Here is a 24,074-nt window from a genome sequence, read left to right as displayed (position 1 = left end):
TTTCAATAAAATAATGTGGTATGGCTACTTGCTTCGTATAGTGGGTTAATTATTATGTACCTACTTAAATGATATACACAAAGCTTGCGATGTCACATACAACCCCACCACAGATAGCTGTCATCATTCCTCATTTCAATGACGAATGCCGTTTGTATAAATGTTTGCAGGCGTTGTCTAACCAAACGCTACCATCCGACAGCTACCAAGTTATTGTTGTCGATAATGGCTCCACTATTGCGCCAGAGGCAACGGTTCAACAGTTTGACAATGTTGTGCTGCTGGTAGAGCACAAGCCTGGTTCATACAGTGCAAGAAATAAGGCAATAAAACAGTTCAATTCGCCTATTTACGCATTTACCGACTCCGATTGTATTCCTGAGCCCGAATGGCTTGAAAGCGCAGTCAACAAGCTAGAAGAAAACCCAAACATTGACGCGGTAAGTGGGCCAATAACCCTGTTCTCAAATAAGCAAAACCGTCCTAATGCTATTGAGCTTATTGACATGTGTTTCGCATTTCCTCAAGAACAATCCATTGCGCTTTACCATTACGCCCCTACGGCAAATCTAATAGTGAGAAAGTCAGCGTTTGAACGTGTTGGTATTTTTAATGATTCGCTAATGTCGGGTGGTGACGCCGAGTGGGGTCTTCGCTTACACGAGCAAAATGGATGCTTGGTTTACGATGCTGCTGTTGTTATCCATCACCCTGCTCGTGACTCTGTGTCGGGATATTTCACTAAAATCCGACGTACTACTCACGGTTTGTGGGCGCGCCGCCAAAGCAGCCCTCAGGCTCGTAAGGCACTGCGTATTAAAGGCTTGCTTTCACTGGTAATACCGCCCTTTCAGCGAACTCGCCAACTGTTTAACTTTAATCGCGACGTTTCGTTTTCAACTAAGTTTAAAGCAAGCAGTATTTTGTATTTCGGCAAATTATACAAACTACAGCAAATACTGCTGTGTGCGTTGGGGTTAGTGACATCGCCGGAAAGACGGTAAGCTACGCAAGGTAAGTTAAGGCTAGGCAAGGCACCGGCGATTTACAGCAACAGGTTAACGCAGCGCATTGCCGGTTATGCACGTTTCCCCAATAAGAAGCTGGCTAAGCGCACTACATGCAAACAAACAACATCAAGGTTACTTAACGTTATTCCGGCCACATTACCAAATTGCCTTTTGTAATTTCTTAACATAACCAAGTACTTTGAATAAAGTACCAAATGGTAACGCTTGCTGATCCGCTGGCGCTTGGCTAGGTTTGTAAACATTTTCCTGAAATTAACCAAACTCCGAATATGGCTTTCTTGCGTTTTCATATCCGTTATTTGCGCCAGCCCATGTTTATCGTTCCAGTAGGCGACATCTTCATCAACGTACTTACACTTTTCATTACATATCAATTCAATATGCAGCTGCGTGTCTTGAAACTTTTGTAGCGTTTCGTCAAATCGAATATCTTCGAAAACTTCCCGTCTAATTAACGATGAATTGGTGTGTAAATACTTAATGGCTTCAGGTGATTTAATAATACCGTGCTCATCAAGGTATTTTTTGTCCATTCTGCGTTCTGGTTCAGAAAGTTTAACTATTCTGCCAAAGACCACAGAAAGGCTACTGTCGGCACTAAGCTGCTCATACAGTGTTTGTAGTTTCGTCGCGTGGTAATAATCGTCATCATCCAAAAAACAAATGAACTCACCTTTGCTCAACGCCGCCCCCGTATTTCTGGAAATTGCGCCACCTACCGCTTTATCATTTCTGTGGTATTTTACTGCAACATGTTCAGGGGCATTGTTAATAACTGGCGGTGTTGCAGAGTTGTCATCTACAACCACCAATTCAATATTCGTGTATGTCTGGTCAAAAACGCTTTTTACCGCTTTTGTGAATAGTTCTCCCCTGTCGCGGGTTGGAATGACAACAGAAATAACTGGCTGATTACTTTTTATCATGATTGCTTTTGTATCGTCCGTGGTGAAATCATCCCAACATACGCTGAGAAACCGATGCCAATAGTGACGTGTCCACTTTTCGCCAATTGCCTTTGATGAATATATCCCGCTTCAATTTCTCAATATATTGATTCGCGTCTTGCAATGGCTGTTGCTCTATTTCATTTAGTTCACTGAGGGAATAACAGTTGGGTGCGTTTTGATACAAGGCCGCGCCACAGGCTACCACTTTTTTGCCGCGTTCAATGGCCTGTAACCCAACACTTGAGTTAATAGTAACAACAAACTCAGCGCAATCTATAAGGGCGTTTAAGTCGCATTTAGAGTACAAAGAGACCTGCTCATCAACAAACGCCGTGTAGTCGACAGGCTCTGTTTCAAAGGGATGCTGTTTCAACACAATATGGTAGCCTAGCGGCTTTAGCTTAGGAATAACCGTACTTAAAAAGTCATAACTATCTTTAAAATCACTGTACAAAATGGTTTGTGTGTCAGAGTTTACCTGTAAAGGAATAAAGATAAATTTGCCTATCTTTTCGAAGTCAATATGTTCGAATTGTTGCTCGCTAAAACTCTTCTTTGCTTTTTTTACGGCCAAATTATACGCAATCATTGAAAACAGGTAGTTGCGATAGTCTTCGTCAAATAACCGCTTTAAATAATAATAGAACTTATTGAAAGGAGTTTCGGTAAGCGTAAATTCTGATATCGTTAGTTTTGCGTCCGCTTCAGGATAGGCAAAGTCATACAGCTGGTTAGCCGGTAAATCGACAAAGCTCCCCTCGCTGTTAACGCCACGTTTATTCATTTGAAACGTGTTTTCAAAATACCCGTTTTCACAATAAAAGGCGTCTATGTTGAGTGCTTGGCAAACGGTTTTCTCTACATTCCCCAGCCCATTCCAAACAATCATCTTGTCGACGGGCGATAAGCGTAAATGCTCAAGGGCTCTGCTGTATAACTTATTTTTAGCCGCAATTAGCCTTATTTCTTGCACGTCATTCAAACGATAAAGCCGAGAGAGATACCGAATAATATCAGCGCTTTTATCGAAGGGTTCTTCTAGGTGGGCGATGTTGTTAATCGATGGATATAGCTCGTAAGAACAACCATGTTTGTCTAGTCTTGAACGCAAAAAAGGATCGGGATTTAAAAATACAACGTCATAACCTAACGCTTCTAAGTATTTGGCCAAATTAATAAAAAACGTAAGGAATGTACTGGCAAAATTGGGAATACCTATTCGCAACGCGCGCTGTTCGTTAACATTGTCTTGTTTCATGCTATTTGCTATCCATTTTGGCGCGAAAGAACCCAAAAACGTAAAACGGTAATAAAAATATCAGCGCGAAGTAATCCCAGCCAGCCAGTCCGCCACCGCCGTTGCTTGGCTCAGGTTTTCCACCACGCAGTGCCCTAGAATAGCCACCGTAATAAATTCGCTTAGCAATCCATTTGAAGGTTACTCTTTCCGGCATGACCTGGTGATAAACAGCGGCTTTGCCGACATAAATAACCGTTAGTCCTTTTTCTCTGGCATCTGCGCAAAGTTGCGTCTCTTCACCACCTAGCAACTTGCCATTCTGCCTACCGAGCTCTTCGTCAAAATGTGCTAATCCGCCCAATTCTTCCTTGTTAATGGCAAAATTTGCGCCAATGACTTTTTTCACATTTATTGTTTCATCGCCAAGGTTCAGCATCGAATATTGGTCTAAAACAAATCGGCTTCTTTGAAGTAAACCCGGCTTTTTATGCCATTTGGGAATAATTTTCCCCCCGGCAATCGCGGCCTTATTTTGGGTCATTGCAACGAATAGTTCGCGCGCCCAATTTGGGTCTGCAACGGCGTCGGTATCAATATAAAAAAGCAGTGCCGTCTGACACATTCTAATTGCTTCATTGCGCGCAAACGATAGGCTCTTTGCCGGAATAACATGATAATCCAGCACGATAGCGCTGGATGAATTGTTAACACAAAATGCCCTAACCTCTTCGTTATCTTGCTGATCCAATACTAATACACGAGCGCTTATATTGGCTTGCTGTGAAAGCGATGCCAGCGTTTCCAAGAACAGCCAGTTCGGCTCTGCGTAACGCGTAAGCGTTATGGTTACTTCAGGTGCAAAGCCCATGCTAAGATTTCCTAAGAGATAAAATACTCTCGATAAACGTATGCCAGCTAAATAACTTTCTATACGCTACAATATGTTTTTCCATGTCTTCAGCTTTGTACTTACTGGCAAATTCAATAAGCGACTCAGCCACTGAAGATACAGACACTCCGTTGGCAATTACGCCCGTTTTTGCTTGTTCTATTACTTCATGAAAGGCGGGTAAATTAGTCGCTATTACCGGCTTTTTGTAATGGTAAGCAAGGGGAATTACACCGGTCCCCGTCATGCTTCGATACGGAAGAACAACGGCATCAGCTCGATGAAAGTACTCTGCCGCTTCTTGGTCAGAAACGTAACGGTCAACAAACTCAACGTTTTCACTTAACCCAAATTCCTGCGCTTGCTTTTTATACTGATTAATATCACCCCAGCATTCACCCACAATGCTTAAGTGATAATTTAGGTCGGCGGGCATCTGCGTTAGGGCTTCTAGTAGTATATCCAGCCCTTTGTAGTCTCTTATTATTCCAAAAAAGAGTAGCTCTACATTCGCGCGCCTTTTCAGCTCGCCCTTTGCTTGCGGATATTGGTCAAAAATTGGATGAGGTGAAACACTAATACTGGGGGCTTCTACCACCTGTTTAATATCGTCAGCAAGCGATTGATTGTGGCAAACAAAACTTGTTGAATTAAGCAGTTGATACTTCATTAGTGCATTTTTAACGTTGCCAGCTTCGTGGTCAAAAGCATTGTGCACAATAGCGATTACGTGAATGCCTGAACGCTTTAGCGCGCGACTAATCCAACCTAAACACGGTGCAACAAAAAACGTCCAAGCAGGAACAATAACGGTATCCACGTTCGACTTTTTAATGCTAGCAACCACCTTTTGCCAAGTTAGAGGATTAAGGGTGTCAATCCAAAATTTAGCGTCAAGTTGCTCAGGAGGACGCAAGTGCTTATCACGGTCATCGTCGCCGGGAAAAAGCACTTTGGGATAAAGGCGTTTAAAGGAATAAACCTGTAAAACCACGTCATCGCGCTTGCTCAGCTCTAGCGCTATTTGCGTTGAGTGTTTAGCAACACCACTTCTAAAAGGCTCTATGGGCCCTATGAAAGCAATGCTTTTTTTCTTCGGCATAATAACTAATCATCCTTGAGTTCTGAATCGCGTGCTTCATGTGCTTTTGTACTCTGTTCAACTTGGCCGGGCGTAGATTTAGCGTAATTAGCGTCGTTATGCATCGCTAATTCCATCCGCCTTACTTTCTCTAATGTTTGCTCAATTAGCTGCCGGTTGAAATTTATCAAATCAGCAATTATCGCAATAAGAAATGTAAACGCGCCCAACAGTGAAAGTACACCGCCCAATATCAAAGACTGAATATGCCCGTCGCCTTCACCCATAAAGTAATAAACTAAAAACCTCACAATAGGTATTAAACCTATTAGCGTAATTAGCGCACCCAGTAATACAAATACCCGCAAAGGCTGGTACATCGTATACATACGTACAATGGTGGTTAGCTGTCGCTCAATAAACTTGGGAATGCTTGTGAAAAGCCTAGACTCGCGAGTTTTAGCGTTAGTCTCAACGGGAACATGCGTTACCGCCATGTGTTTTTTACCCGATTGAATTAGGGCTTCAATGGTATAGCTAAATGGGCTAATAATGTTTAGCTGTAGCGCTGCTTCTCTGCTGTAAGCGCGAAAACCACTTACCGCGTCTGGAACTTGTACGCCCGACACCTTTTTAACAACGTAACTACCAAGGCGCTGAAGTAATTTCTTTAAGGGTGAGAAATGGTTTATGTCCTGCGTTTTCCTGTCGCCGACAACCACATCAGCCTTTTCTTCCAATATGGGCTTTATAAGTTTTGGGATGTCCCAGCCTGCATACTGGTTGTCACCGTCGGTGTTTACAATAATATCAGCACCTAGCTTTAAACATTCATCAATACCTTTTCTGAAAGTACGTGCTAGCCCGCGGTTATTTTTGTTGCGAATGATATGGTCTACACCGAGGGATTTCGCCACCTCAATTGTTCGGTCTGTCGATCCATCATCAATGATCATGATCTCAACCTTATCAACACCATCTATTGCTCGTGGAATGTCTTTATAAGTTTCCGGGAGTGTATGCTCTTCGTTGTAACAAGGAATTTGTACAATCAGCTTCACGGTTGTCCTTCTCCATATTGAATAAATGGGCTTCTTAGCTAGTTTGACAGATTTACTCTTTATTGAGCAAGCGCAAAATGGCAATAAAACACCGTTTGCCCTTCCTGAGGTTCAGCACATTTTTGAAGCCTATTTTCTTGTATAGCTGTGTATAAATCTCGCGATGAGCATCCCGTTGTAAGTGCAAAAAATTGAAACCTAGATGATGACTTAATTGTGGCTCGTTATTTCTATAATTTAAAACAAACAACTAAAGCCGCAGTTATTCATCTACTTTTTCAAGAGAGAAAAGTATATCTATATATTTCTGAAGATACATACCACTTAATGAGCAAATAACGATAATCAACTCTATTGGCAAGTTTGTAAATTTCGCTAAAATCGCTCCCGTTCCAGCACCTAAGATAATGCTATTAATAATCACATTAGAAAATCTGGGAGTTAATACACAGTTACAATGAGGACAGTTGAAAAAATCATTTTTTGCGTTTTTTTTTATCCAATTGAAAGATATTTTTTTTCCGCATGACGGACAATTTCTTGAAAACAAAACTTTTCTCCTGTAATTGGGAGCGCAAGACGCACTCCCAAATCAACATTACTGTCAATAGCTAGAGCTTCGTAAAGCCGCACCAGTAGCGCCACCAACGAACCCTTGAAATGCCGTTTTAACCGTTGAACGAATAGCGCCACCGATAGCACTTCTAGCTATAACTCCAGCAGCAAACCAAACTACAGGAGCTATTCCAGCACTTACTTCTTTTGTTTCTTTAATAGTTAATTCTTTCATAGCGTTTCCTCTATTCAGTAAGACATACTTTCAGCTGCTCTAAAACCAAGATATGCAGAAGCTCCAGCAACAGCTCCTTTTGCAGCTACTCTTACAGCTGTTGTTTTGACTGCCCACATAACAACAGGGATCAAAAATGGAACTCCACCATTTATTTTTTGAGTTTCATTTACGTTTAATTGACGCATTCTGTTATACTCCATGTATTCGACCTTTATTAAAGTCGGATGGTTAATTTTTCTATCTTAATATGAGATAGAACTGTTAATTTGGCTGTCTTTAGTTTCCCATCTAAAGTTGACTAAAGTCAGCCGCTTCTATTTTCTAACAAAGCTATTTAAGAGCCTAGCTAGAAAAATCCTCTCAGTTTCTGAATCAAGTACAGAGTGACAATAAATATCTATTAGCTTACTCGTCCGTATAGACTGTGAATCACCAAAATCTTAGATGTCTTCCCAGCCTTTGGCTCCAGCGATAGAGACACACACTACAAGAAATATCAGTGAATAAATACGCCTCCTTAGCTGATTGACGAGGGTCTTATTACTTACTTAAAGCTGTTCAAACGCACCTGTACCAATGACTCTCTCCGCAAAAAGGAGCATAAGATAACAGTCACTATATTTCGTACAGTTGTGGTGTCACTTGTAAACTCAGCTAGTCAATAAATGTTTGCAGCCTTGCCCTGTGGATAATTTGATAATAAGCAACCTCAAGCTGACAGTCCTTCTAATCCTGCACCCATATTCCAGTTAAGTCAAAAACCAACAAAGCCCCTTTAAAACAATGACTTATGTAAAAAAATTACTGTTTCATAATGATATCTCAGGAATTAATAACATTAACTTTTTAAAATATAACTAAATATGGACAGAGCAAGCGTCTGGTAATCCCACGCAGCGCTTAGCAAACTGCCATGGTAGCAGTTGCTCGACATCGTCGTCAGACTTACTGAGTTCATTAAAGCAAGTAATCACATACGAGAACACATTGAGGTGGTTGGCATTTGCGGTTTTGATGGTACTGTAGAGAACAGTACTGGCATTCGCGCTGTGGTGGTTTGGCTGAACAACCAGTTTTTTCTGCCTATAACGTACGGATAAAATCGAATCAGACAAGATAAGAAGTCAGGTCGCTACCACTAACCGTTTGCAGCATTCGTTTTTATTTGTACTTCAATCATGCGAGTCCAACATGTAGACTTACTTTTTATCTCGATTAGCAGAGTGTTAGGTCTTGAGCAAACGGATTTTAGTAATTAGTCAACGCGTACCCTACCCTCCCAATAAAGGGGAGAAAATACGAACGTATCATCAAATAAAGTGTTTAATGAGCGAGGGCTTTGATGTCGACGTAAGTTGTTCTTTGGAAGATACGCAAGACCAACAACACTTGAAGGAGCTGGGCACTACAATAAATGGGAATACACAAGGTTTTTTATATAAGGAAGCTAAGTGGTTGCGTCTGTTTAAAGGGTTAGTAAGTGCTAAGTCACTATCTGAAGCCAACTTCTTTAATAAGCAACTGCAAGAATGGCTTGTTCAGCACGTTGCCGAACACCGCTATTGTGCTGTGTTGTTCACCGCTTCAAGCCTTTATCCTTATGCATTAGCGTTACAGAAGAATAACGCCTCAAATAGTTCAACGCCAACCGCTATTTTCATCGATTTTATGGATGTTGATTCAGACAAGTGGCAACAGTATGCAAACCAAAGTCAGTGGCCAATGCGCGTGCTATACAAGCGAGAAGCGCACTTAGTAAGGCTGCTAGAAAAAAAGTGTGTTGATATCGCAGACAAAGTATTTTTAATCGCCAAAGCTGAAATTGCGGTGTTCAATAAAACGGTGACACGTTCGCAAAATGTTGTGGAACTAGGCAACGGGATCGACGCACATGTATTCACTCCCAATGCCGGTGAAGATAAACAACAGGCGGTAAGTAACAACGTACTTTTCACAGGCGTTATGGATTACAAACCCAATATAGACGCGGTTATTTGGTTTACCAAAGAAATATGGCCAACGGTACTCTCTCGCTTTCCCGATGCAACATTTACGATTGCCGGTATGAACCCCGTAGAAACAGTAAAAAAGCTGGCAGAACATCCAAGTATTGAAGTAACAGGCTTTGTTGATGACATCATGCCTTACTTCCACAGGGCAAGCGCTTTTGTCGCCCCATTTCAAATTGCTCGCGGTGTGCAAAATAAGGTATTACAGGCAATGTCCTGTGGTTTGCCCGTTATTACTACCCCAATGGGCGCAGAGGGTATACTTTGTGAAAATGAAGAGAATGTACTTATTGCACGTCATGCTGACGAGTTTGCCGCTGCGCTTATCGATACGTTACGTTCTTCGGCGCTGGCCGAGCAATTGTCTTTAAACGCTAGAAAAACCATATTAGAACACTACTCGTGGGAAAGTAAGATGGCGCCGTTTTTCAACGCCCTTACCGAAAACAGGCACCAACAATGAAATCTGTACTGAAGAAGTGTATTCACCTTATCGCTATCATCGCAGTAAGCCCGCTGATTGTTCTTTACTTCGTGCTGAATATAGTCTCGTCTGACAATTGCTTTGCTGCATTCAGCCAATTTTTAAGCCTGTTCCCAGGCAAGTCAGGTAACTTCCTACGAGGTGCGTTTTATCGAATAACGCTGACGGGTTTTTCTCAAGATTCCTTTATCGGGTTTGCTACTTTACTTAGCCAAAAAAATACCGTGATTAAGCAAGGTGTTTATATTGGCCCTCAGTGCAATATTGGTGCATGCGTAATAGAAAAAGACTGTTTATTGGGCAGTGGCGTGCATATTTTAAGTGGAAAGCAACAACACAATTTTGACGATTTAGATAAACCAATTAGAGAACAAGGCGGCCATTTTCAACCGATCACCCTTGGTGAAGACACGTGGGCTGGAAACGGTGCTATTATTATGGCTAACGTAGGGAAAAAATGTGTTGTGGCAGCAGGCGCAGTAGTCACAAAAGACATTCCTGATTTCGCCATTGTTGCGGGAAACCCTGCAACTATCATAAAAATGAGGAAATAATCATGCGTCTGGTTACTTTTGCTTTGCTAAGTTTGATACACGTTCACGCACTAGCAGCGATCACCGTTGACAATATTGATGCACTGGCAAGAGCAATTACACGCCCTAATTCGCACATTATTGTTGAGCCTGGCGTTTACAAGCTTAACTATCGGCTACAAATAAAAGCAGATAACGTGACTATTGCCGGCGCTTCTGGCTCGCCTGAAGACGTTGTTTTTAGAGGCAATGGAATGCGCCCAGCATCGGAAAATGGTGGCGACGAAATTCTCATTGATGTGCACGCTGATGATTTTACCCTTACAGGGGTAACCTTGGAGCAAAGTGCTAACCACCTAATACAGGTAAGAGCCGAACTGGGCGCTGACAATTTCACGTTAACGAACAGCATACTTCGCGACAGTTACGAGCAGCTTCTTAAAGTAAGCGCCAGCCCTAACCCAGACTCGCCTTATTCGCACAACGGTAAAATCAGCAATTCCCGCTTTTCATACTCGGCAACGGTAGGCCCCAATTATTATATTGGTGGAATAGATGCGCATCGCGCTAAAAACTGGGTAGTGGAAAATAACCATTTCGAGAATATCGCCAGCCCCTCAGAGCACATTGCCGAACACGCTATTCACTTTTGGCGCAATTCTCACAATACCATAGTGCGAGATAATACGATTATTAACAGCGACCGAGGCATAGGGTTTGGTTTAGGGAACGTCGATAACGAACATATTGGGGGAGTGATTGAAAACAACGTTATTCTTCACAATAACCCAGCACACCCGTACAAAGACGCAGGAATAGTGCTAGAAAGCGCTAAGGGTACAAAAGTACTAAGTAATACGGTACTGCTTCAATCAGGCTATCCTAATGCCATTGAATACAGGTTTGGTTTCACTCACAGCGTAGAAATAAGAAACAACGTAGTATTAGGTGCTATTAAACAACGAAATGGCGCGTCGGGCACCGTTGCAGAAAATGCTCAGCTAACACTTAGCGACGAAAAGCGCTCAATGTGGTCCACGCTTCTTGGAAAATAAAAATAAGCGGGCCGCGATAGTCTTTGTGAGACAGCTTTATCACATAAAGTAGCATGCAAGGTAAATATGTAGCGCCAAATACCAAGCCGACAACCAACAACTTCAGTGGCGCCCACGCTATGCCCAACATACCGCCAAGTTTAAATGCGACCTCTGCGGAAAATAAACTAATGGCGAAAAAGGCCATTAGATTAATCATTACGCCGTACAGCACTTTCCATTGGTTGCTAAACAAAACCCCCATTGCACTACCCGTTAGAAAAAAGCCCGCCGCTATACGCACTTCTATGAGTAATAAAATATCAGTCTGAACCGCAAGCGATGTGAGTAGCGCAGATGCAATAACCAACAAAGAGAACACATCGAAATAGAACAGAAAACTTACTTTACCGCGTGCAATCAGCCCCTGCTCAGTTACTTGTAAAATAACCCAATAAAAGAATAAAAAAATAAGCGAAGGCAGATACTCGGCTGCCGTATCCCACTGCGGCCCAAGTAACGTTAAAACAACCACATCGGCAAAATAAGCAACAAATATGGCTATGGGAGAAGCAATAAGTAGTGCAACGCAGTAGCTAAGCGCAACTTTTTCTAATAAGGCCTGACGTTTCAATTTTTCATTTCTAAACGAGGCAATAAGAGGTTCAATGGCAGGCCCCAATAAAAACCTTCCGGGTAACATAGCCACATCTCGTGCCATGTAATAATGCCCTGTTATCGTTGGAGAAAAAAACTTAGCAACAAGCAACGTATCAAGTTGAGAACGCAAATAACCGGCAATTTGTTTTCCTATGAGCCATTTTGAAAACGCCCACTGTTCGGCCACATTTGCAAGCGTAAGCACCGGACGTTGCTGCGATAACGCATAGCTGATCACCATTAATGTAAATGCCCCGCCTATATCAGCAACAACAAACGCCCAAACGCTTTCGAAAAGTAATGCAGAGGAAACAAGAAGAACGGTAGCGACAACCCGCTCAGCAAATGTGGCCAAGGTTAATAAGCCATATTTAAGGTGTCTTTTAAGCTTAAGGAAGTAGACAGAACACAGTGCTTTTAATGGAAGCACCAAAGTAGCCACTTGTAATGGCGTTGTTAGCGAAGGCTGTTCAAAGAAACGGGCAGCAAATGGCGCGAGGCAGGCAAGCAACAAGCAGCAACATATTTTGATGGCTAAATTCAATGTCCACGCGCTTTGAATATCCAAAAACGAAACACGCTTTTTCTGCAATATGTAAGTTTCACTGGCTACATCGCCTAATACGTCAACGAAGTAAAGCGTAATAGAAAGAATGGCTGCCAAGGCAAAGACATCAGGAGTCAGAACACGCGCAACAACTAACGTACTTAGCAAGCCCAATAGCTTGCTAATTACCTGAGCAGCACTTGAAAACGCAGAACTGACCAGCGTTTTCTTAGTTAGCGAAGCGGTCAAACAACGCCCTTGCTTTTGCTACATGAACATCCCAGGAAAACGTGCTTTTAACAAACTCGCTGGGCGACATAGTCAAACTTGGAAGCTTCTGCATGACCATAGAAAAACCGTCTACAATAGCGCTAGGCGAACTACAATCTATAACGAACCCCGTTTCTCCAACGCGCATGGTTTCCTTTGTTCCACCAGAATTACCCGCTACCACATACTTTCCGCAAGCCTGAGCCTCTAGTAGTACCATGCCGAAGCCTTCTATATCTCCTCCAATGGTCCTGTTAGGTAATATAAATACATCACACTGCTGATACATAGCGGCCATTTTGTCGTCGTCGGCATCGGTGACCACTTGTACATGGTCAGATAAACCCAGCGCGCTAATCTGCTCTCTTAGTTCCTGCTCAAGTTCGCCTCGCCCTATCACTGTGTAATGCAGCGTCGGAAAACGCTTTAACAATTCTGGCATAGCCTGAATAAAGTAATCTTGTCCCTTTCGGCGCTGCAGACGCCCTACTGTAATAACTGAAAACTTACCCTCCCAGCCAAATGCTTTTCGAACCTGATTGTCTCGCGAAACAGGTTGAAAGTGTTCAGCATCAAACCCCGGATGCAAGACCACACATTTTTCAGCGTCAGCAAAATTCAAACGTTGTACCAGTGCTTTGCTGTTTTCGCTATTACAAATAAGCGTGTGACTGCGCTTGCAGACTTGCTTTACCAACAGGCTGTGTTCACGACTAACCGCAGCAACTTCTACATCTTCTCCGTGTACGTAACACACAACCTTAACCCCTGTAACTTTCGAGGCAAGCCAAGCAATAACGCCCTCGTGTATTACACGCCCGCAGTGTATCTCTTTAATATTGTGCTTTTTTATCAGCTTGATAATACGAGCAACACTTTTGGCATAAAATGTAAGACCCGTAACACTTTTAATGCCCCACTCGGCACTTTGTAACGGTAGGCGTTCAATCACCATGCCGTTGGCGGGAGGCGCAATGTCTTGGGTGGCATTGTTCGTTGCTACAACAACCTGAGAGCCCGGCAATCTAGAATATAGCTCCCAAAACCAGCGGCCACTTCCGCCCTCTACCGGAGGAAAGTTCTCAGTAAGCACTAACGTTTTATTCATAATTCTCGGTAATTTGCAATGTAGACGTATCTAATGTGTAAGGCACTGCCATTATAAGAAGTTGCCCACCATCATATTGACGCGTCATTTTTAAGTAAGTGACATATAATTTTGCTTTTATCGTAGACGTTAGTACTTGCCCATTTACTTCATACCATCTTGCTACCTTTATTTTCTTTTCATGTGGCGACGTTAGGTACAATACAGGTACTGTTTGAGCCACTTCATCTATGACTAAAATCTCATTGTCTGTGCGCACTAAAGACCATTCTTTTTCTACATAAAGAAGATTTAGGCCACTGACTAGTTCACTGTCAAAGCGGTGAAATTCAGCTTGTACTAATACGGCTTGGCATTGGCTATTAACTATATATTGCTGCCTTACCTGTTTATCGGCATTTTCAATTTTGGGTTGCCAATATAGCTGTTCATCATCACACGCTTTAAGGTTCGCAATGTCTTTCGTATTAAAGGCACGGGTAGTATTTTCAGTTTTATACAATGAATAAGACCAAGACCAGGCGCCAAACGCAATCAGTACAAAATAAACTAACGCCACCTTTTTAACATTTAGCTGTATGTTGCCACGCTGCATCTCACCATGCTGTTCAGTCTCCACGCCCTTATCACGAAGTAACTCACCAATACCTAACAGACACACAATCACAAAGGCAAAGAAAAACCAGCCATAAATAAGGTGATCCGCACCAGCGGCGTATTCCATATCGGTTTTGTGCGCGATGTAAATAATGCCGAAAACTCGGATAATATTTGCTACTACAGGTAAGAACACCGAAATTGTGACAAAAATGAGTTTCTTTGCAGGCGACACGAAGCTTAAGTAAGAAAAGAGCGAGCCAATGACGATGCTTACTATAAAGAAACTCACACCAGAACATGCTTCAGCAACTAAAAAACGCCCCGCTGGGATCTCAATATACAAGCCATTTCTATAAAGTGGGACGCCCACCATTTTTAGCAACGCTACCGAGCCGTCAGCCGTTATTTCCTGTAGAAACGGAATTAATTGCTCTCCAACTGGGATAGCAAACAGTAAAAATACGAGGGGAAACAAAATACTTTTAGCAGCATTATGCCCAATGATTGTCCATATCAGCACAGGCAAGAGCGTAAACGTTGCAATGTGCATGAAAAGTTGAATATCGCCAACGCGTCCAACAACATAGAGAACACATAAAGGAACAATGGCAAACAGAGGGAGTAACGTAGGCTTTATATTGTTAGAAAACAGCGAGTCTTGTTTTAAATAGATAAGATAAGCCGTAGTAGGCAAAACAAAAAAGCAGTGATTGAAAATTTCATTTCCCCACCATATGTCAATAGCCGTGACAACGCCTTGCCAGAAAAAAGCCAACCACAGCAACAGCGTTGAAAGCAGTACTACCCCAAATTCCCTGTCTAATCTCTTATCCATTAGTTATACCACTACACGGTTTTAATATCGTAAGCCGAGCTCATTGTTGTCCAGTTGTAATCTTCCAACAGCCGAACGATTTTCGACTCCATTTTTTTAAGATTTACAAAATGTCGGAATTTGGACTTAAATTGTGCCCCTTTCACTTGAGGGTGTTGCTGGTCTATTTCCCACGGGTGGAAATAAAAATTATATGGCGCTGATTCAGAGGCAAAAAACGTGTCTATACGTTTCTTCGAATACCAGTAAGGATAAAGACGGAAAAAACCACCTCCCCCTATACCAACATTTTTCCCAGATTTCCTTATTGTTGGAATGGGCAGCTCCCAAAGCCCCTCTATGCGTTGGTACTTAAACCGGGGCCAATCAGGTACACCGTACAAATCATGCTCAATTGGGTAAGTGCTTGACGAATATAAGAACCCCGCTTCTTTTACTATCTCGAAAGCCCACTCGTTGTCACTGTTAATGGAAAAGCTTGGTGCGCGATAACCATTTATTGCAACTCCACCAATATCTTCCAGAATCTGCTTACTTTCGCTGACATCCTTTCGAAACTCTTCGGGCGACATGGTTGTCACCCTCCTATGAGCAAGACCGTGACTTGCCAACTCGTGGCCTTCGCTAACAATTCGCTTTATCAGAGAAGGGCATTTTTGTGCCACCCACGCCAACGTAAAAAACGTAGCTTTTACGTCATGTTCTGCGAATAGGTCTAGTAGTCGGTTTGTGTTGTGGTCAACCCTTAAAGGCGCTTTGTCCCACTCTTTCTGAGTGAAAACATTTTCAAACGCTGACACTTGGAAGTAGTCTTCTACATCCACGGTCATAGCATTGAGACGACCCTTCGCCTTCATAATTATCGTCCTTTGCCGAATAACACAACTTCCACTGTGCGAATTAAAATAAGTATATCGAGTAGCAAGCTCTGATGTTTAACGTAGTACAAGTCAAATTTAAGCTTTTCCATGGAATCTTCTACACTGGCACCGTAGGGATAATTTAACTGTGCCCACCCGGCCAAACCCGGCTTAACATTGTGTCGTTGATTGTAATAAGGCACTTCTCTGACGAGCTGTTCAACAAACTGAGGTCTTTCTGGACGAGGTCCAATGAACGCCATTTCACCTTTAAAAACATTCAATAGTTGTGGCAGCTCATCTATTCGGTACTTTCGCATGAAATGCCCGATACGCGTCACGCGGTCGTCATTTTTGCTTGCCCATTTTGCGCCGTCTTTTTCGGCGTCAGGCCTCATACTACGGAACTTAATAATTTTGAATAATTTACCATTAAGCCCTACGCGCTCTTGTTTATAAAAAACGGAGACTCCAGTTCGTCTTCCATCGTCACAATAAATAAAGAAGGCTGTGAACAGCATAATGGGCCATACAAGCGAAAATATAATGAGTGCAAGAAAGCAGTTGAGCGTATAGTCAAGCGCGTCACGCAAATAGTTCTGACTTTGAAAGCCATTCGAGTAGATTACCCAACTAGGGTACATTAAATTAACGACGATTTGCCCTGTTTCTCGCTCCATGAAGTCAAGAAGTTCGGTCACCTCTATTCCCCGCAGCCTGCACTCGAACAGCGCTTCTACAGGCAAGGTTCCTCTTCGTTGATCACAGGCGATAACAATTTCCTCGATATCATTATCGACAATAAACTTTTGAAAGTTTTCGTCCACCATAAGGTGAATAATGTTTTCCTTTCTTATTCCGTTCTCTCGGTTATCACCTGGAATAGGTACGAAACCTACCAATTCAAAACCTATTCGGTCGACATCTCTACGCATGCGCTTTTCGATAATTGACGCTCTCTCTCCAGCGCCCAATACCAAAATTCGCACTTTACCAAGCCCAAGTAGACCTAACCGATTGGTAAAGTACCTAAATACCACCAAGGTGATAATTATTGAGCACACCGATGCTGGCAAGAAATACGAATCCATAACCAGCTCGTCAAAAAATGCGCGAGTAAGCACTTCTACTAAAAAATAGCTGAGTCCGACGCTCACGAAAATGCGACGAATAATACCTCTAAACGTTTCTCTTAGTTTTGCTTCATAAAGACCTACGGATAATGAGCAAAGTAAAATTGAAACCGTCAACATACCTACATTAATAATCAATTTCTCGACAGACACACTTGCCGATAATCCGACCTGAGTGAGAATAAAATGAGAAATGTACCCCATGTAGGCTATGAGCAACGCTTCGGTTATTACAAGTATGTTCGATCGTTTATTTTGATTGCGCTTACTTCCTGCCACCCCTGGCCCCCTAATACTTCAGCGTTTGTCCCATCATAAATGGATTTATTACAATAGACTAGAATTGTTATTGGCATTATAGTGACAATTACCGTAGGGTAAACGACAAAAGCCATAAATCAACCATAATGAGTGTAGGATGATCTCTTATGTTCTGTTTAAAAACACGAATAGCTAGCTGCGCAATACTTCCACTATTTTGCTTGTACGGATGCAGTAACACTGGGGTCTTGCCTGAAGCAACCACCCGCGCATCTTTGACTACCGACGTTAACGATTACCAATATTTGATTGGCCCTGGAGATAGATTAAACATTTTTGTTTGGCGCAACCCTGAATTATCGGCACAGGTTGTAGTGCGTCCTGATGGGAAAGTCACTACCTCACTTGTTGAGGATTTAGATGTGGCAGGAAGAACCCCCACAATGCTTGCTAGAGAAATTGAGGACGTTTTATCAACGTTTGTAAACTCTCCTCGCGTAACCGTGAGTGTGGGCAATTTTTCAGGCCCGTTAAGCGAGCAGGTTCGCGTTATTGGCGAAGCAGCTCAACCTAGAGCGGTGAACTACACAGAGCATATGACCCTACTCGACCTTATGATATCGGTTGGTGGACTCACAAACTTTGCCGACGGAAATGATGCAAAGCTAATCCGTGTAATAAACGGCGAAAAGAAAGTTTTCGAATTGAATATAGACGATTTAATTCGCGATGGTGATATCACCGAAAACGTTGATATGCTACCGGGCGATATTGTTATTATTCCAGAAGCGTGGTTTTAGGGATTAGATGTAGTAGTAATGCAAGAATTACAATCACTCTTTATATTGGGATCTGACTACCTCAAAGGGATTTGGATTAAAAAACGCTATGTCATTATCTGTAGCTGGCTTATTTGTCCCGCGGGCTTTTTGTATGTAGCCAATCAACCTGATTACTACTCTTCGGCAGCAACGGTCCATGTGGATACACGTTCTATGCTGCAACCTCTCTTGAGGGGGCTTGCCATACAAACTAATAAGGAGCAAGAAATAAGGTTAATGGCAAGAACATTTTTCACGCCGGAAAACGTCGCCAAAATAGCCAGAAACGCAGATTTAGACCTGACAACAAATACTGACGCGCAATTCGACTCGTTAGTTAACCGACTTAAAAATCAAATTGATTTAAAGAGCACGTCGCGTGACAACATTTATCGGGTTTCGTACACACATAAAAACCCTGTTGTAGCACAACGGGTAGTTCAGGAAACACTGAATTTGTTCGTCGAGGGCGCGTTAGGCGATAACCGCAGAAACACGGATACCGCCGAACGCTTTATAGACAATGAAATTGCGGAATATGAGAGCCGCCTGATGGAGTCAGAACAGCGGCTTGCTGATTTCAAAAGAAATTATGCAGATATTTTACCCGTACAAGGCTCTTTTTACTCACGTCTTGAAAACCAAAAAAGTCAGCTTGCGTCTGTAGAATTAGGTATTAAACAGACGCAAAAGAAGCTTGAAGCGTTTGCTAAACAACTGGCAAATGCTAAATCTCAATTGTCTAGTGGCAACACAGAAAATTCTGGCTTGGAAACAAGGTACGATTCCAGAATTAGGAGCCTTGAACAGAAACTTGATGAGCTTTCACTTCGATTTACAGAGCAACATCCTGACGTTATTGAAACAAAAGCACTGTTAGAAACGCTGGAAACTCGCCGTTCCGAAGAAATAGAAGCATTGATTGCGAGTTCAGGTGAAGAGCCCGTTCAGTTAAATGAGCTTAGTCGAGATTTAAGCTTGGAAATGTCGAGATTGGAGAGTCAGTTAGCGTCGCAGATCGTTCAACGTGATGATATCGCCAGTAGCATTTTGGAGCTTCAATCGAAGATAGATCTTGTGCCGCAAATTGAAGCGGAGTCTACGGCTCTTAATCGTGATTATGGTATTCTCAAACAGAAATATAATGCACTACTTACGCGTAAAGAGTCTGCCGAACTGGCAAAACGTGCAGAGTTAAGCGGAGAAGACATTCAGTTTAAAATTTTACAGCCCCCTCACCTTCCAGGTAAGCCTGCTGGCCCTAAACGTATTCTACAATATGTATTGGTGCTCATCGTTGGCTTTAGTTCAGGGCTGGGTTTGGCATTTTTAATAAGTCAGCTTTCTCCCGTACTATTCCGTGCATCGCAGTTAAAATCTATTACCGACTATCCCTTACTAGGCGTGGTTGGACATTTAGAAATAGATAAGGTTAGAAAGCGGAATCGCTTTAGAATTGTTATATTTGCTATTTCTACTGGCATTATTTTAATGATGTTTGCAGCCGTCATTGCTATTGATGTAACAAACAAGACGATTCTGCAGGGGTTATTCTAGTGAAAAACACAATTGAAAAAGCGCAGCAAAGGCAAGAGGCCGAGAAGCAAAAAGCGCGTCAGAATAAAGCTGAAGCAGCGCCAGAGGACGTTGATGGGCAGCCTACTCCAGAATCAACGCAAGCCGCTCTAGGAAAAGCGGAAAGTGAGTTGACCTCGCCGGCAACAGATGAAACGGTGGCGAGTAAAAATAAAACGCCTAAAAGCCAATTTAAGCTTAACTTCAGTCAACTGGAAGAGAAGGGATTTGTTTCTACAACGGGCCAACGAAAGCAAATTAACGAAGAGTATCGGGAAATAAAACGTAAGCTATTGTCGAACGCGTTTGGTCCAATCTCAAAAACGCTCACTAATAGCAATGTCATTATGGTTACCAGCGGTCGTCCATCGGAAGGCAAAACATTTACGGCCGCCAACCTCGCGCTGAGTATTGCATCAGAGCAAGACAAAACGGTACTTCTAGTTGATGCTGACGTGTTAAAGCCTAATGTACTTCGAACATTGGGTTTAGAAAGGCGCAAAGGGTTGATGGAGTATTTGATGGGCGAAGTTGACGATGTGTCTGAAGTGCTTTATCCCACAAATATAGAAACGCTTAAAATTATACCCGCCGGTAAATACGACCATAGAACAACCGAACTACTGGCTAGCCAAAGGATGCACGATACGGTTGACGAATTTGCCAACCGTTATAAAGACCGCGTAGTTATTATTGATACACCACCACTTATTGGCATCACAGAGTCGGCAGTGCTTGCTAATTTCGCTGGACAAGCGGTCGTAGTGGTAGAAGAAGGTCGTTCAAAGTTAAACGATATCAAATTCTCAATTGAAAGATTAAACCCTGAGATGGCAGTAGGTTTTGTTGTTAACAAGTCCGTCGACAGTAATTCTTTAAATGGATATTATGGATATTACTATGCCGATCGAAAAGATTAAAAAGCAGAAAACACGCACGTGCCGTGCACCTTTTGTTGTTTTGTTTTCATTGGTGACTGTACCTCAGGTCTTTGCCTCAGAGGTAAATGTAACTTCAAGTATCACTGCTGACGCTATCTATCGCGAAACGGAAGACAGAGAAGTCAGCTCGGATGAAACCGTTGGGCAAGTAAGCCCAACGTTCGCGATTAGCTATCAAAGTGCCCGGATAAATGCTTCCATCAACGCCCGCGCAACCTACCTTGAGCGAGATAACAGTGAAGCGTTAAATACCCAACGTAATACGTTCGGCAGCTACAACTACAACTCACGAGCCGAAATTGTTGAAAACCTGCTGTACCTTAGTTTAGACGGCGGTTTTACATACAGAGATGGAAATGCACTGAACTTTCTAACCTCTGATTTCATCAACAATTCTGACTCGCTTGTTAAGACCAGAACGAACAGCGTCTCTGCGTCCATTCAAACGCCAAGAAACCGAAATTTCATCGCGAACGGTGTCGCTCGCTATTCGCTTACCGAAACGGATCAATCCGAGCAAGGTACGGATAAGCTAGAAGATAAAAACTATTCTCTATCAGGTAATGCGCAAAGTACGTCTACAGCATATGGATTTATTTGGAATGTCTCGGGTAGTTACATAGAAACAGAACGCGGTGAACGTTCGCAAAGCGATTTTATGACGCGAAATTACGTTGCGAATGCAGAGTTCAATGTTATACATGATTTCGGCGTTTTCCTTACAACCCTTCACGATGCCTATCAATACGAAAGCGAGAGTAACGGCGTAACCACGCAAGAATTCTACAGTTTTGGTGCGGGTCTTACTTATCGTCAAGATAATCAACGGTTTTTGCGTGTGGCAATCAATAAGCAAATTAATCCGGACATTGACGTAGAACTCGCCGATGATGAAGATATAAATGAGGACGACTACTTTGTTAGTGGAGAACTGCGCTGGGCACTCTCTCCAAGAAGTAACGTGAGCGCAAATTACACGCGTCGTTCGACAGGAAAGACCGGCCAATTTGCTTTGAACTATAACACTCGGCGCCTGAGGGCACGGATAAACTACAGTGACTCAGTAACTAGCTATTCTAGGCTGATATCTTCACCTGAGAGCTTGGGGATATTTGTGTGCCAGCAAGGAAGTTCAGACATATCATCTTGCTTTCAACCGGCAAGTTTAGATTATGATTTAAAAGCGGGTGAACAGTTCGTCGATTTTCTCGCACCAAACTACGAAATATCAGACGCCGTAATAAACAGAGAGTCTTTAATCGCGCAAGTAGGGCTACAAGGCCGTATAACAAACTTATCGTTTAATACGCGCTATTCACTTGACTCTTCTGTTGATACTGGGCGTCAAACGCGAACCATGGCGTATGGTACAACCTTATCGCATAGTCTAGGCGTAAGGACAAAACTCAACCTTTCTCTTAATTATGCGAAGGTGGAAAACAACGTAGCCAATACTGCCGATCTTGACGGTGAAAGCGAAAACATTAACGGCTCTATCGCTTTTCAGCATACGTTTCGTTCCCCTTTAACCGCCAACTTCGGTTTCTATTATATAGAGCGTGACAATAATATTTTAGTAGAAGAAGCAATAGGACTAAAAGAGCGAAGAGTACAGTTATCATTCACCTATTCATTTAGAAACAGGAATGGAGCGCGTAACGCCAATCGACGAAACAACAACTAAGCTGTATTGGTGTTAACAAACTAAGCTGTAGTGGCTCATATCTGATCTAACACTTTTATTTGCTGGTGTTAACAACACTTTTATTTGCTGATTTAGATACCATCTGACAGGCAGCAGAAGACAAACAACGGACATTCAACTTTTAAATAAGGGGCGCAGGCATGTGGGGCATAATGGCGAAGCCGCCCCGCGTGTATGCGTTCCAGCGAACGAAGTGAGTGACTTAATTTTTTTGTTAGATGGCATTAGCCGCAAGTGTTCGAAGCTCACTTTCGTATCCTTGCAAGTTGAAATTCGTTGAGCACTTATTCATAAAACCATGAAAATAAGGCACCTGCCTAATTTTGGTTCTTTCTGTGTTGCGCAATTCCGAGATTAATTCTGGTACCGAAAAGTGTTTTTCTGTTTTTGGGAAAACAAGAGTAACTGGAAATAATGGAACAACTTTTCGGTTGTTTCTTATTTGAGACCCGTAAAAGCATATGGCTTTTTTTATGCGTGAAGATGCAAAACTTTCTGAGATATTCCAAATGGCAGCAGCACCGATACTGAATCCGACGAGATTTACAGAAGAATCCAAGTTGGTTAGCAAGTTAATCAAATGCTTGCTGTAATTTCCCAAGCCGGTATTAGAGGAGAAATACTCATATGCATCGCTTTCAGTTTGGAACATTTTATATTGACCGTCATACGGGTCGACGATGAGATGGTTCTTACAAATGATATTTGCCAACTCTTCAAGAGCTGGTGTTTTACCAAAAATATCTGCAACGATTACAGTAGTCACCTAAATCTCCGTGCCATCTAACTACCAAATATGGGGCGCAAACACGTGTGCAATAATGGCGAAGCCGCGCACGTGTTTGTGTCCCAGCGAGCGACAGCGAGTGCCATAATTTGTTTGTTAGCTGCCATTGTCAAATTGAAAAGTGATAGCATATACGCTAGCATATAATCTATGAATAAAGTAGTTATTGACACCAGTGTACTTATTAGCGCTCTGATTGGCAAAACAGGGCCAGCCCGAGAAGTGATAAGGCAATGCTTGTTGGGGGATCTAAAGCCGCTGATTAGCACGACCTTATTCTTGGAGTACGAAGCAGTAAGCAAGCGAGATAAAATTAAAGAATTGTGCCCGCTTACCGAGGACGAAGTGAGCGAGTTGCTAGCAGCATTTTTTAGTGTTTGCGAATGGGTGCAGATACATTATTTGTGGCGGCCAAATTTAAAAGATGAAGGCGATAACTTTCTTATAGAGCTTGCAGTGGCAGGAAATGCCGAGAGCATTATAACGAATAACCTAAAAGACCTGAGAAATGCGGAATTACAATTTGATGGTTTGAAAGTGTTAGCGCCTGAAGATTATTTGAGAGGAGTTTAATATGTCCACTTTAACTGTACGTTTACCAGACGATAAGCATAACCGATTGAAGGCTTTGGCAGCGCATAAAAAGCTGAGCTTAAACAAACTGATAGAAGAATTGTCTACGCAAGCGATAGCTGAATTTGATACTGAGGTAAGATTTAAGGCGATTGCTGCTACTGGTGACAAAAACAAAGGTTTGGAACTTCTAGATAAGCTTGATTCACATTTTGGCAGCTAACGGGCAGTAACGTAGCGGCATAATAGCGAAGCGTCGCTGCGTTACTGTCCCAGTGAACGAGTTAAGCGCC

The 24,074-nt window shown here is 42.5% G+C and carries 24 protein-coding genes and 1 pseudogene; 10 read left to right on the top strand and 15 right to left on the bottom strand.

The features are described 5' to 3' along the window. The first annotated feature begins 89 nt into the window (after window positions 1-89). Window positions 90-1,004: a glycosyltransferase gene (locus tag V7R42_RS15260; protein WP_334021100.1), complete on the top strand. Its 915-nt coding sequence runs from the start codon at window positions 90-92 to the stop codon at window positions 1,002-1,004. 74 nt (window positions 1,005-1,078) lie between these two features. Here V7R42_RS15260 and V7R42_RS15255 read toward each other — a convergent pair whose 3' ends face one another. From V7R42_RS15255 to V7R42_RS15215, 9 genes and pseudogenes are all read right to left on the bottom strand, one after another. Further along, entirely contained in the window at window positions 1,079-1,957 is an 879-nt protein-coding gene (locus V7R42_RS15255; protein WP_334021099.1) for a glycosyltransferase family 2 protein, read from the bottom strand. Between the two features lie 28 nt (window positions 1,958-1,985). Then, the gene (locus tag V7R42_RS15250; protein WP_334021098.1) at window positions 1,986-3,239 is read right to left on the bottom strand and encodes a capsular polysaccharide export protein, LipB/KpsS family; all 1,254 of its coding nucleotides are present in this window, start codon (window positions 3,237-3,239) and stop codon (window positions 1,986-1,988) included. Window position 3,240: 1 nt separating this feature from the next. After that, the gene (locus tag V7R42_RS15245) at window positions 3,241-4,089 is read right to left on the bottom strand and encodes a glycosyltransferase family 2 protein (RefSeq protein WP_334021097.1); all 849 of its coding nucleotides are present in this window, start codon (window positions 4,087-4,089) and stop codon (window positions 3,241-3,243) included. 1 nt (window position 4,090) lies between these two features. Next, complete coding sequence (locus tag V7R42_RS15240; protein WP_334021096.1) at window positions 4,091-5,212, bottom strand: glycosyltransferase; 1,122 nt, start codon at window positions 5,210-5,212, stop codon at window positions 4,091-4,093. A gap of 5 nt (window positions 5,213-5,217) precedes the next feature. Further along, window positions 5,218-6,252 (bottom strand): glycosyltransferase family 2 protein, encoded by a 1,035-nt coding sequence (locus V7R42_RS15235; RefSeq protein WP_334021095.1) that lies wholly within the window; start codon window positions 6,250-6,252, stop codon window positions 5,218-5,220. 262 nt (window positions 6,253-6,514) lie between these two features. Beyond that, window positions 6,515-6,802, bottom strand: a complete 288-nt coding sequence (locus tag V7R42_RS15230; RefSeq protein ID WP_334021094.1) for a hypothetical protein — start codon at window positions 6,800-6,802, stop codon at window positions 6,515-6,517. A 54-nt stretch (window positions 6,803-6,856) separates the two neighbouring features. Then, window positions 6,857-7,042 carry a hypothetical protein gene (locus V7R42_RS15225; protein ID WP_334021093.1) on the bottom strand — a complete coding sequence of 62 codons (186 nt, stop codon included), beginning with the start codon at window positions 7,040-7,042 and terminating at the stop codon, window positions 6,857-6,859. Window positions 7,043-7,056: 14 nt separating this feature from the next. After that, on the bottom strand, window positions 7,057-7,230 hold the full coding sequence (locus tag V7R42_RS15220; protein ID WP_334021092.1) for a hypothetical protein: 174 nt from the start codon (window positions 7,228-7,230) through the stop codon (window positions 7,057-7,059). Window positions 7,231-7,902: 672 nt separating this feature from the next. After that, window positions 7,903-8,141: pseudogene (locus V7R42_RS15215) on the bottom strand (hypothetical protein); the annotation flags it as partial. A 137-nt stretch (window positions 8,142-8,278) separates the two neighbouring features. On the opposite strand from V7R42_RS15215, the gene V7R42_RS15210 reads away from it, so the two are divergent. The 3 genes from V7R42_RS15210 to V7R42_RS15200 are packed head-to-tail and all read left to right on the top strand — an operon-like array spanning window position 8,279 to window position 11,126. Further along, a complete protein-coding gene (locus V7R42_RS15210; RefSeq protein WP_334021090.1) occupies window positions 8,279-9,517 on the top strand; it encodes a TIGR03087 family PEP-CTERM/XrtA system glycosyltransferase in 1,239 nt (412 codons plus the stop codon). Continuing rightward, entirely contained in the window at window positions 9,514-10,092 is a 579-nt protein-coding gene (locus V7R42_RS15205; protein ID WP_334021089.1) for an acyltransferase, read from the top strand. Before V7R42_RS15210 ends, V7R42_RS15205 begins: the two co-directional genes overlap by 4 nt. A gap of 2 nt (window positions 10,093-10,094) precedes the next feature. Next, window positions 10,095-11,126 carry a right-handed parallel beta-helix repeat-containing protein gene (locus V7R42_RS15200; protein WP_334021088.1) on the top strand — a complete coding sequence of 344 codons (1,032 nt, stop codon included), beginning with the start codon at window positions 10,095-10,097 and terminating at the stop codon, window positions 11,124-11,126. Here the strand turns inward: V7R42_RS15200 and V7R42_RS15195 are convergent. Genes V7R42_RS15195 through V7R42_RS15175 form a run of 5 tightly spaced genes read right to left on the bottom strand, consistent with a single transcriptional unit; the run spans window position 11,080 to window position 17,397 of the window. Continuing rightward, complete coding sequence (locus tag V7R42_RS15195) at window positions 11,080-12,561, bottom strand: oligosaccharide flippase family protein (RefSeq protein ID WP_334021087.1); 1,482 nt, start codon at window positions 12,559-12,561, stop codon at window positions 11,080-11,082. The two genes, V7R42_RS15200 and V7R42_RS15195, sit on opposite strands and share 47 nt — an antisense overlap. Further along, a complete protein-coding gene (locus V7R42_RS15190) occupies window positions 12,542-13,690 on the bottom strand; it encodes a glycosyltransferase family 4 protein (protein WP_334021086.1) in 1,149 nt (382 codons plus the stop codon). The genes V7R42_RS15195 and V7R42_RS15190 overlap by 20 nt, the downstream gene beginning before the upstream one ends. Beyond that, complete coding sequence (gene xrtA, locus V7R42_RS15185; RefSeq protein WP_334021085.1) at window positions 13,683-15,125, bottom strand: exosortase A; 1,443 nt, start codon at window positions 15,123-15,125, stop codon at window positions 13,683-13,685. Before xrtA ends, V7R42_RS15190 begins: the two co-directional genes overlap by 8 nt. Window positions 15,126-15,136: 11 nt before the next feature. Continuing rightward, on the bottom strand, window positions 15,137-15,982 hold the full coding sequence (locus tag V7R42_RS15180; protein WP_334021084.1) for an XrtA system polysaccharide deacetylase: 846 nt from the start codon (window positions 15,980-15,982) through the stop codon (window positions 15,137-15,139). A gap of 2 nt (window positions 15,983-15,984) precedes the next feature. Beyond that, the gene (locus tag V7R42_RS15175; RefSeq protein WP_334021083.1) at window positions 15,985-17,397 is read right to left on the bottom strand and encodes a TIGR03013 family XrtA/PEP-CTERM system glycosyltransferase; all 1,413 of its coding nucleotides are present in this window, start codon (window positions 17,395-17,397) and stop codon (window positions 15,985-15,987) included. 149 nt (window positions 17,398-17,546) lie between these two features. On the opposite strand from V7R42_RS15175, the gene V7R42_RS15170 reads away from it, so the two are divergent. The 4 genes from V7R42_RS15170 to V7R42_RS15155 are packed head-to-tail and all read left to right on the top strand — an operon-like array spanning window position 17,547 to window position 22,400. Then, complete coding sequence (locus V7R42_RS15170) at window positions 17,547-18,179, top strand: XrtA/PEP-CTERM system exopolysaccharide export protein (RefSeq protein ID WP_334021082.1); 633 nt, start codon at window positions 17,547-17,549, stop codon at window positions 18,177-18,179. An 18-nt stretch (window positions 18,180-18,197) separates the two neighbouring features. Continuing rightward, window positions 18,198-19,757, top strand: a complete 1,560-nt coding sequence (locus V7R42_RS15165; RefSeq protein WP_334021081.1) for an XrtA system polysaccharide chain length determinant — start codon at window positions 18,198-18,200, stop codon at window positions 19,755-19,757. Continuing rightward, entirely contained in the window at window positions 19,757-20,695 is a 939-nt protein-coding gene (locus V7R42_RS15160) for an XrtA-associated tyrosine autokinase (protein ID WP_334021080.1), read from the top strand. Before V7R42_RS15165 ends, V7R42_RS15160 begins: the two co-directional genes overlap by 1 nt. Continuing rightward, a complete protein-coding gene (locus tag V7R42_RS15155) occupies window positions 20,676-22,400 on the top strand; it encodes a TIGR03016 family PEP-CTERM system-associated outer membrane protein (RefSeq protein WP_334021079.1) in 1,725 nt (574 codons plus the stop codon). The genes V7R42_RS15160 and V7R42_RS15155 overlap by 20 nt, the downstream gene beginning before the upstream one ends. A gap of 235 nt (window positions 22,401-22,635) precedes the next feature. Here V7R42_RS15155 and V7R42_RS15150 read toward each other — a convergent pair whose 3' ends face one another. Further along, a complete protein-coding gene (locus tag V7R42_RS15150; protein ID WP_334021078.1) occupies window positions 22,636-23,187 on the bottom strand; it encodes a hypothetical protein in 552 nt (183 codons plus the stop codon). Window positions 23,188-23,358: 171 nt separating this feature from the next. Here V7R42_RS15150 and V7R42_RS15145 point away from each other — a divergent pair, with 171 nt between their 5' ends. Beyond that, the gene (locus tag V7R42_RS15145; protein ID WP_013785564.1) at window positions 23,359-23,781 is read left to right on the top strand and encodes a putative toxin-antitoxin system toxin component, PIN family; all 423 of its coding nucleotides are present in this window, start codon (window positions 23,359-23,361) and stop codon (window positions 23,779-23,781) included. Window position 23,782: 1 nt separating this feature from the next. Then, entirely contained in the window at window positions 23,783-24,004 is a 222-nt protein-coding gene (locus V7R42_RS15140; protein WP_013785563.1) for a toxin-antitoxin system HicB family antitoxin, read from the top strand. Window positions 24,005-24,074: the final 70 nt, after the last annotated feature.

The organism is Alteromonas sp. S015 (assembly GCF_036864485.1).
Taxonomy (GTDB): domain Bacteria; phylum Pseudomonadota; class Gammaproteobacteria; order Enterobacterales; family Alteromonadaceae; genus Alteromonas.
Note: the sequence above shows the minus strand (reverse complement) of the source record. Positions and strands in the feature narration are given on the sequence as shown.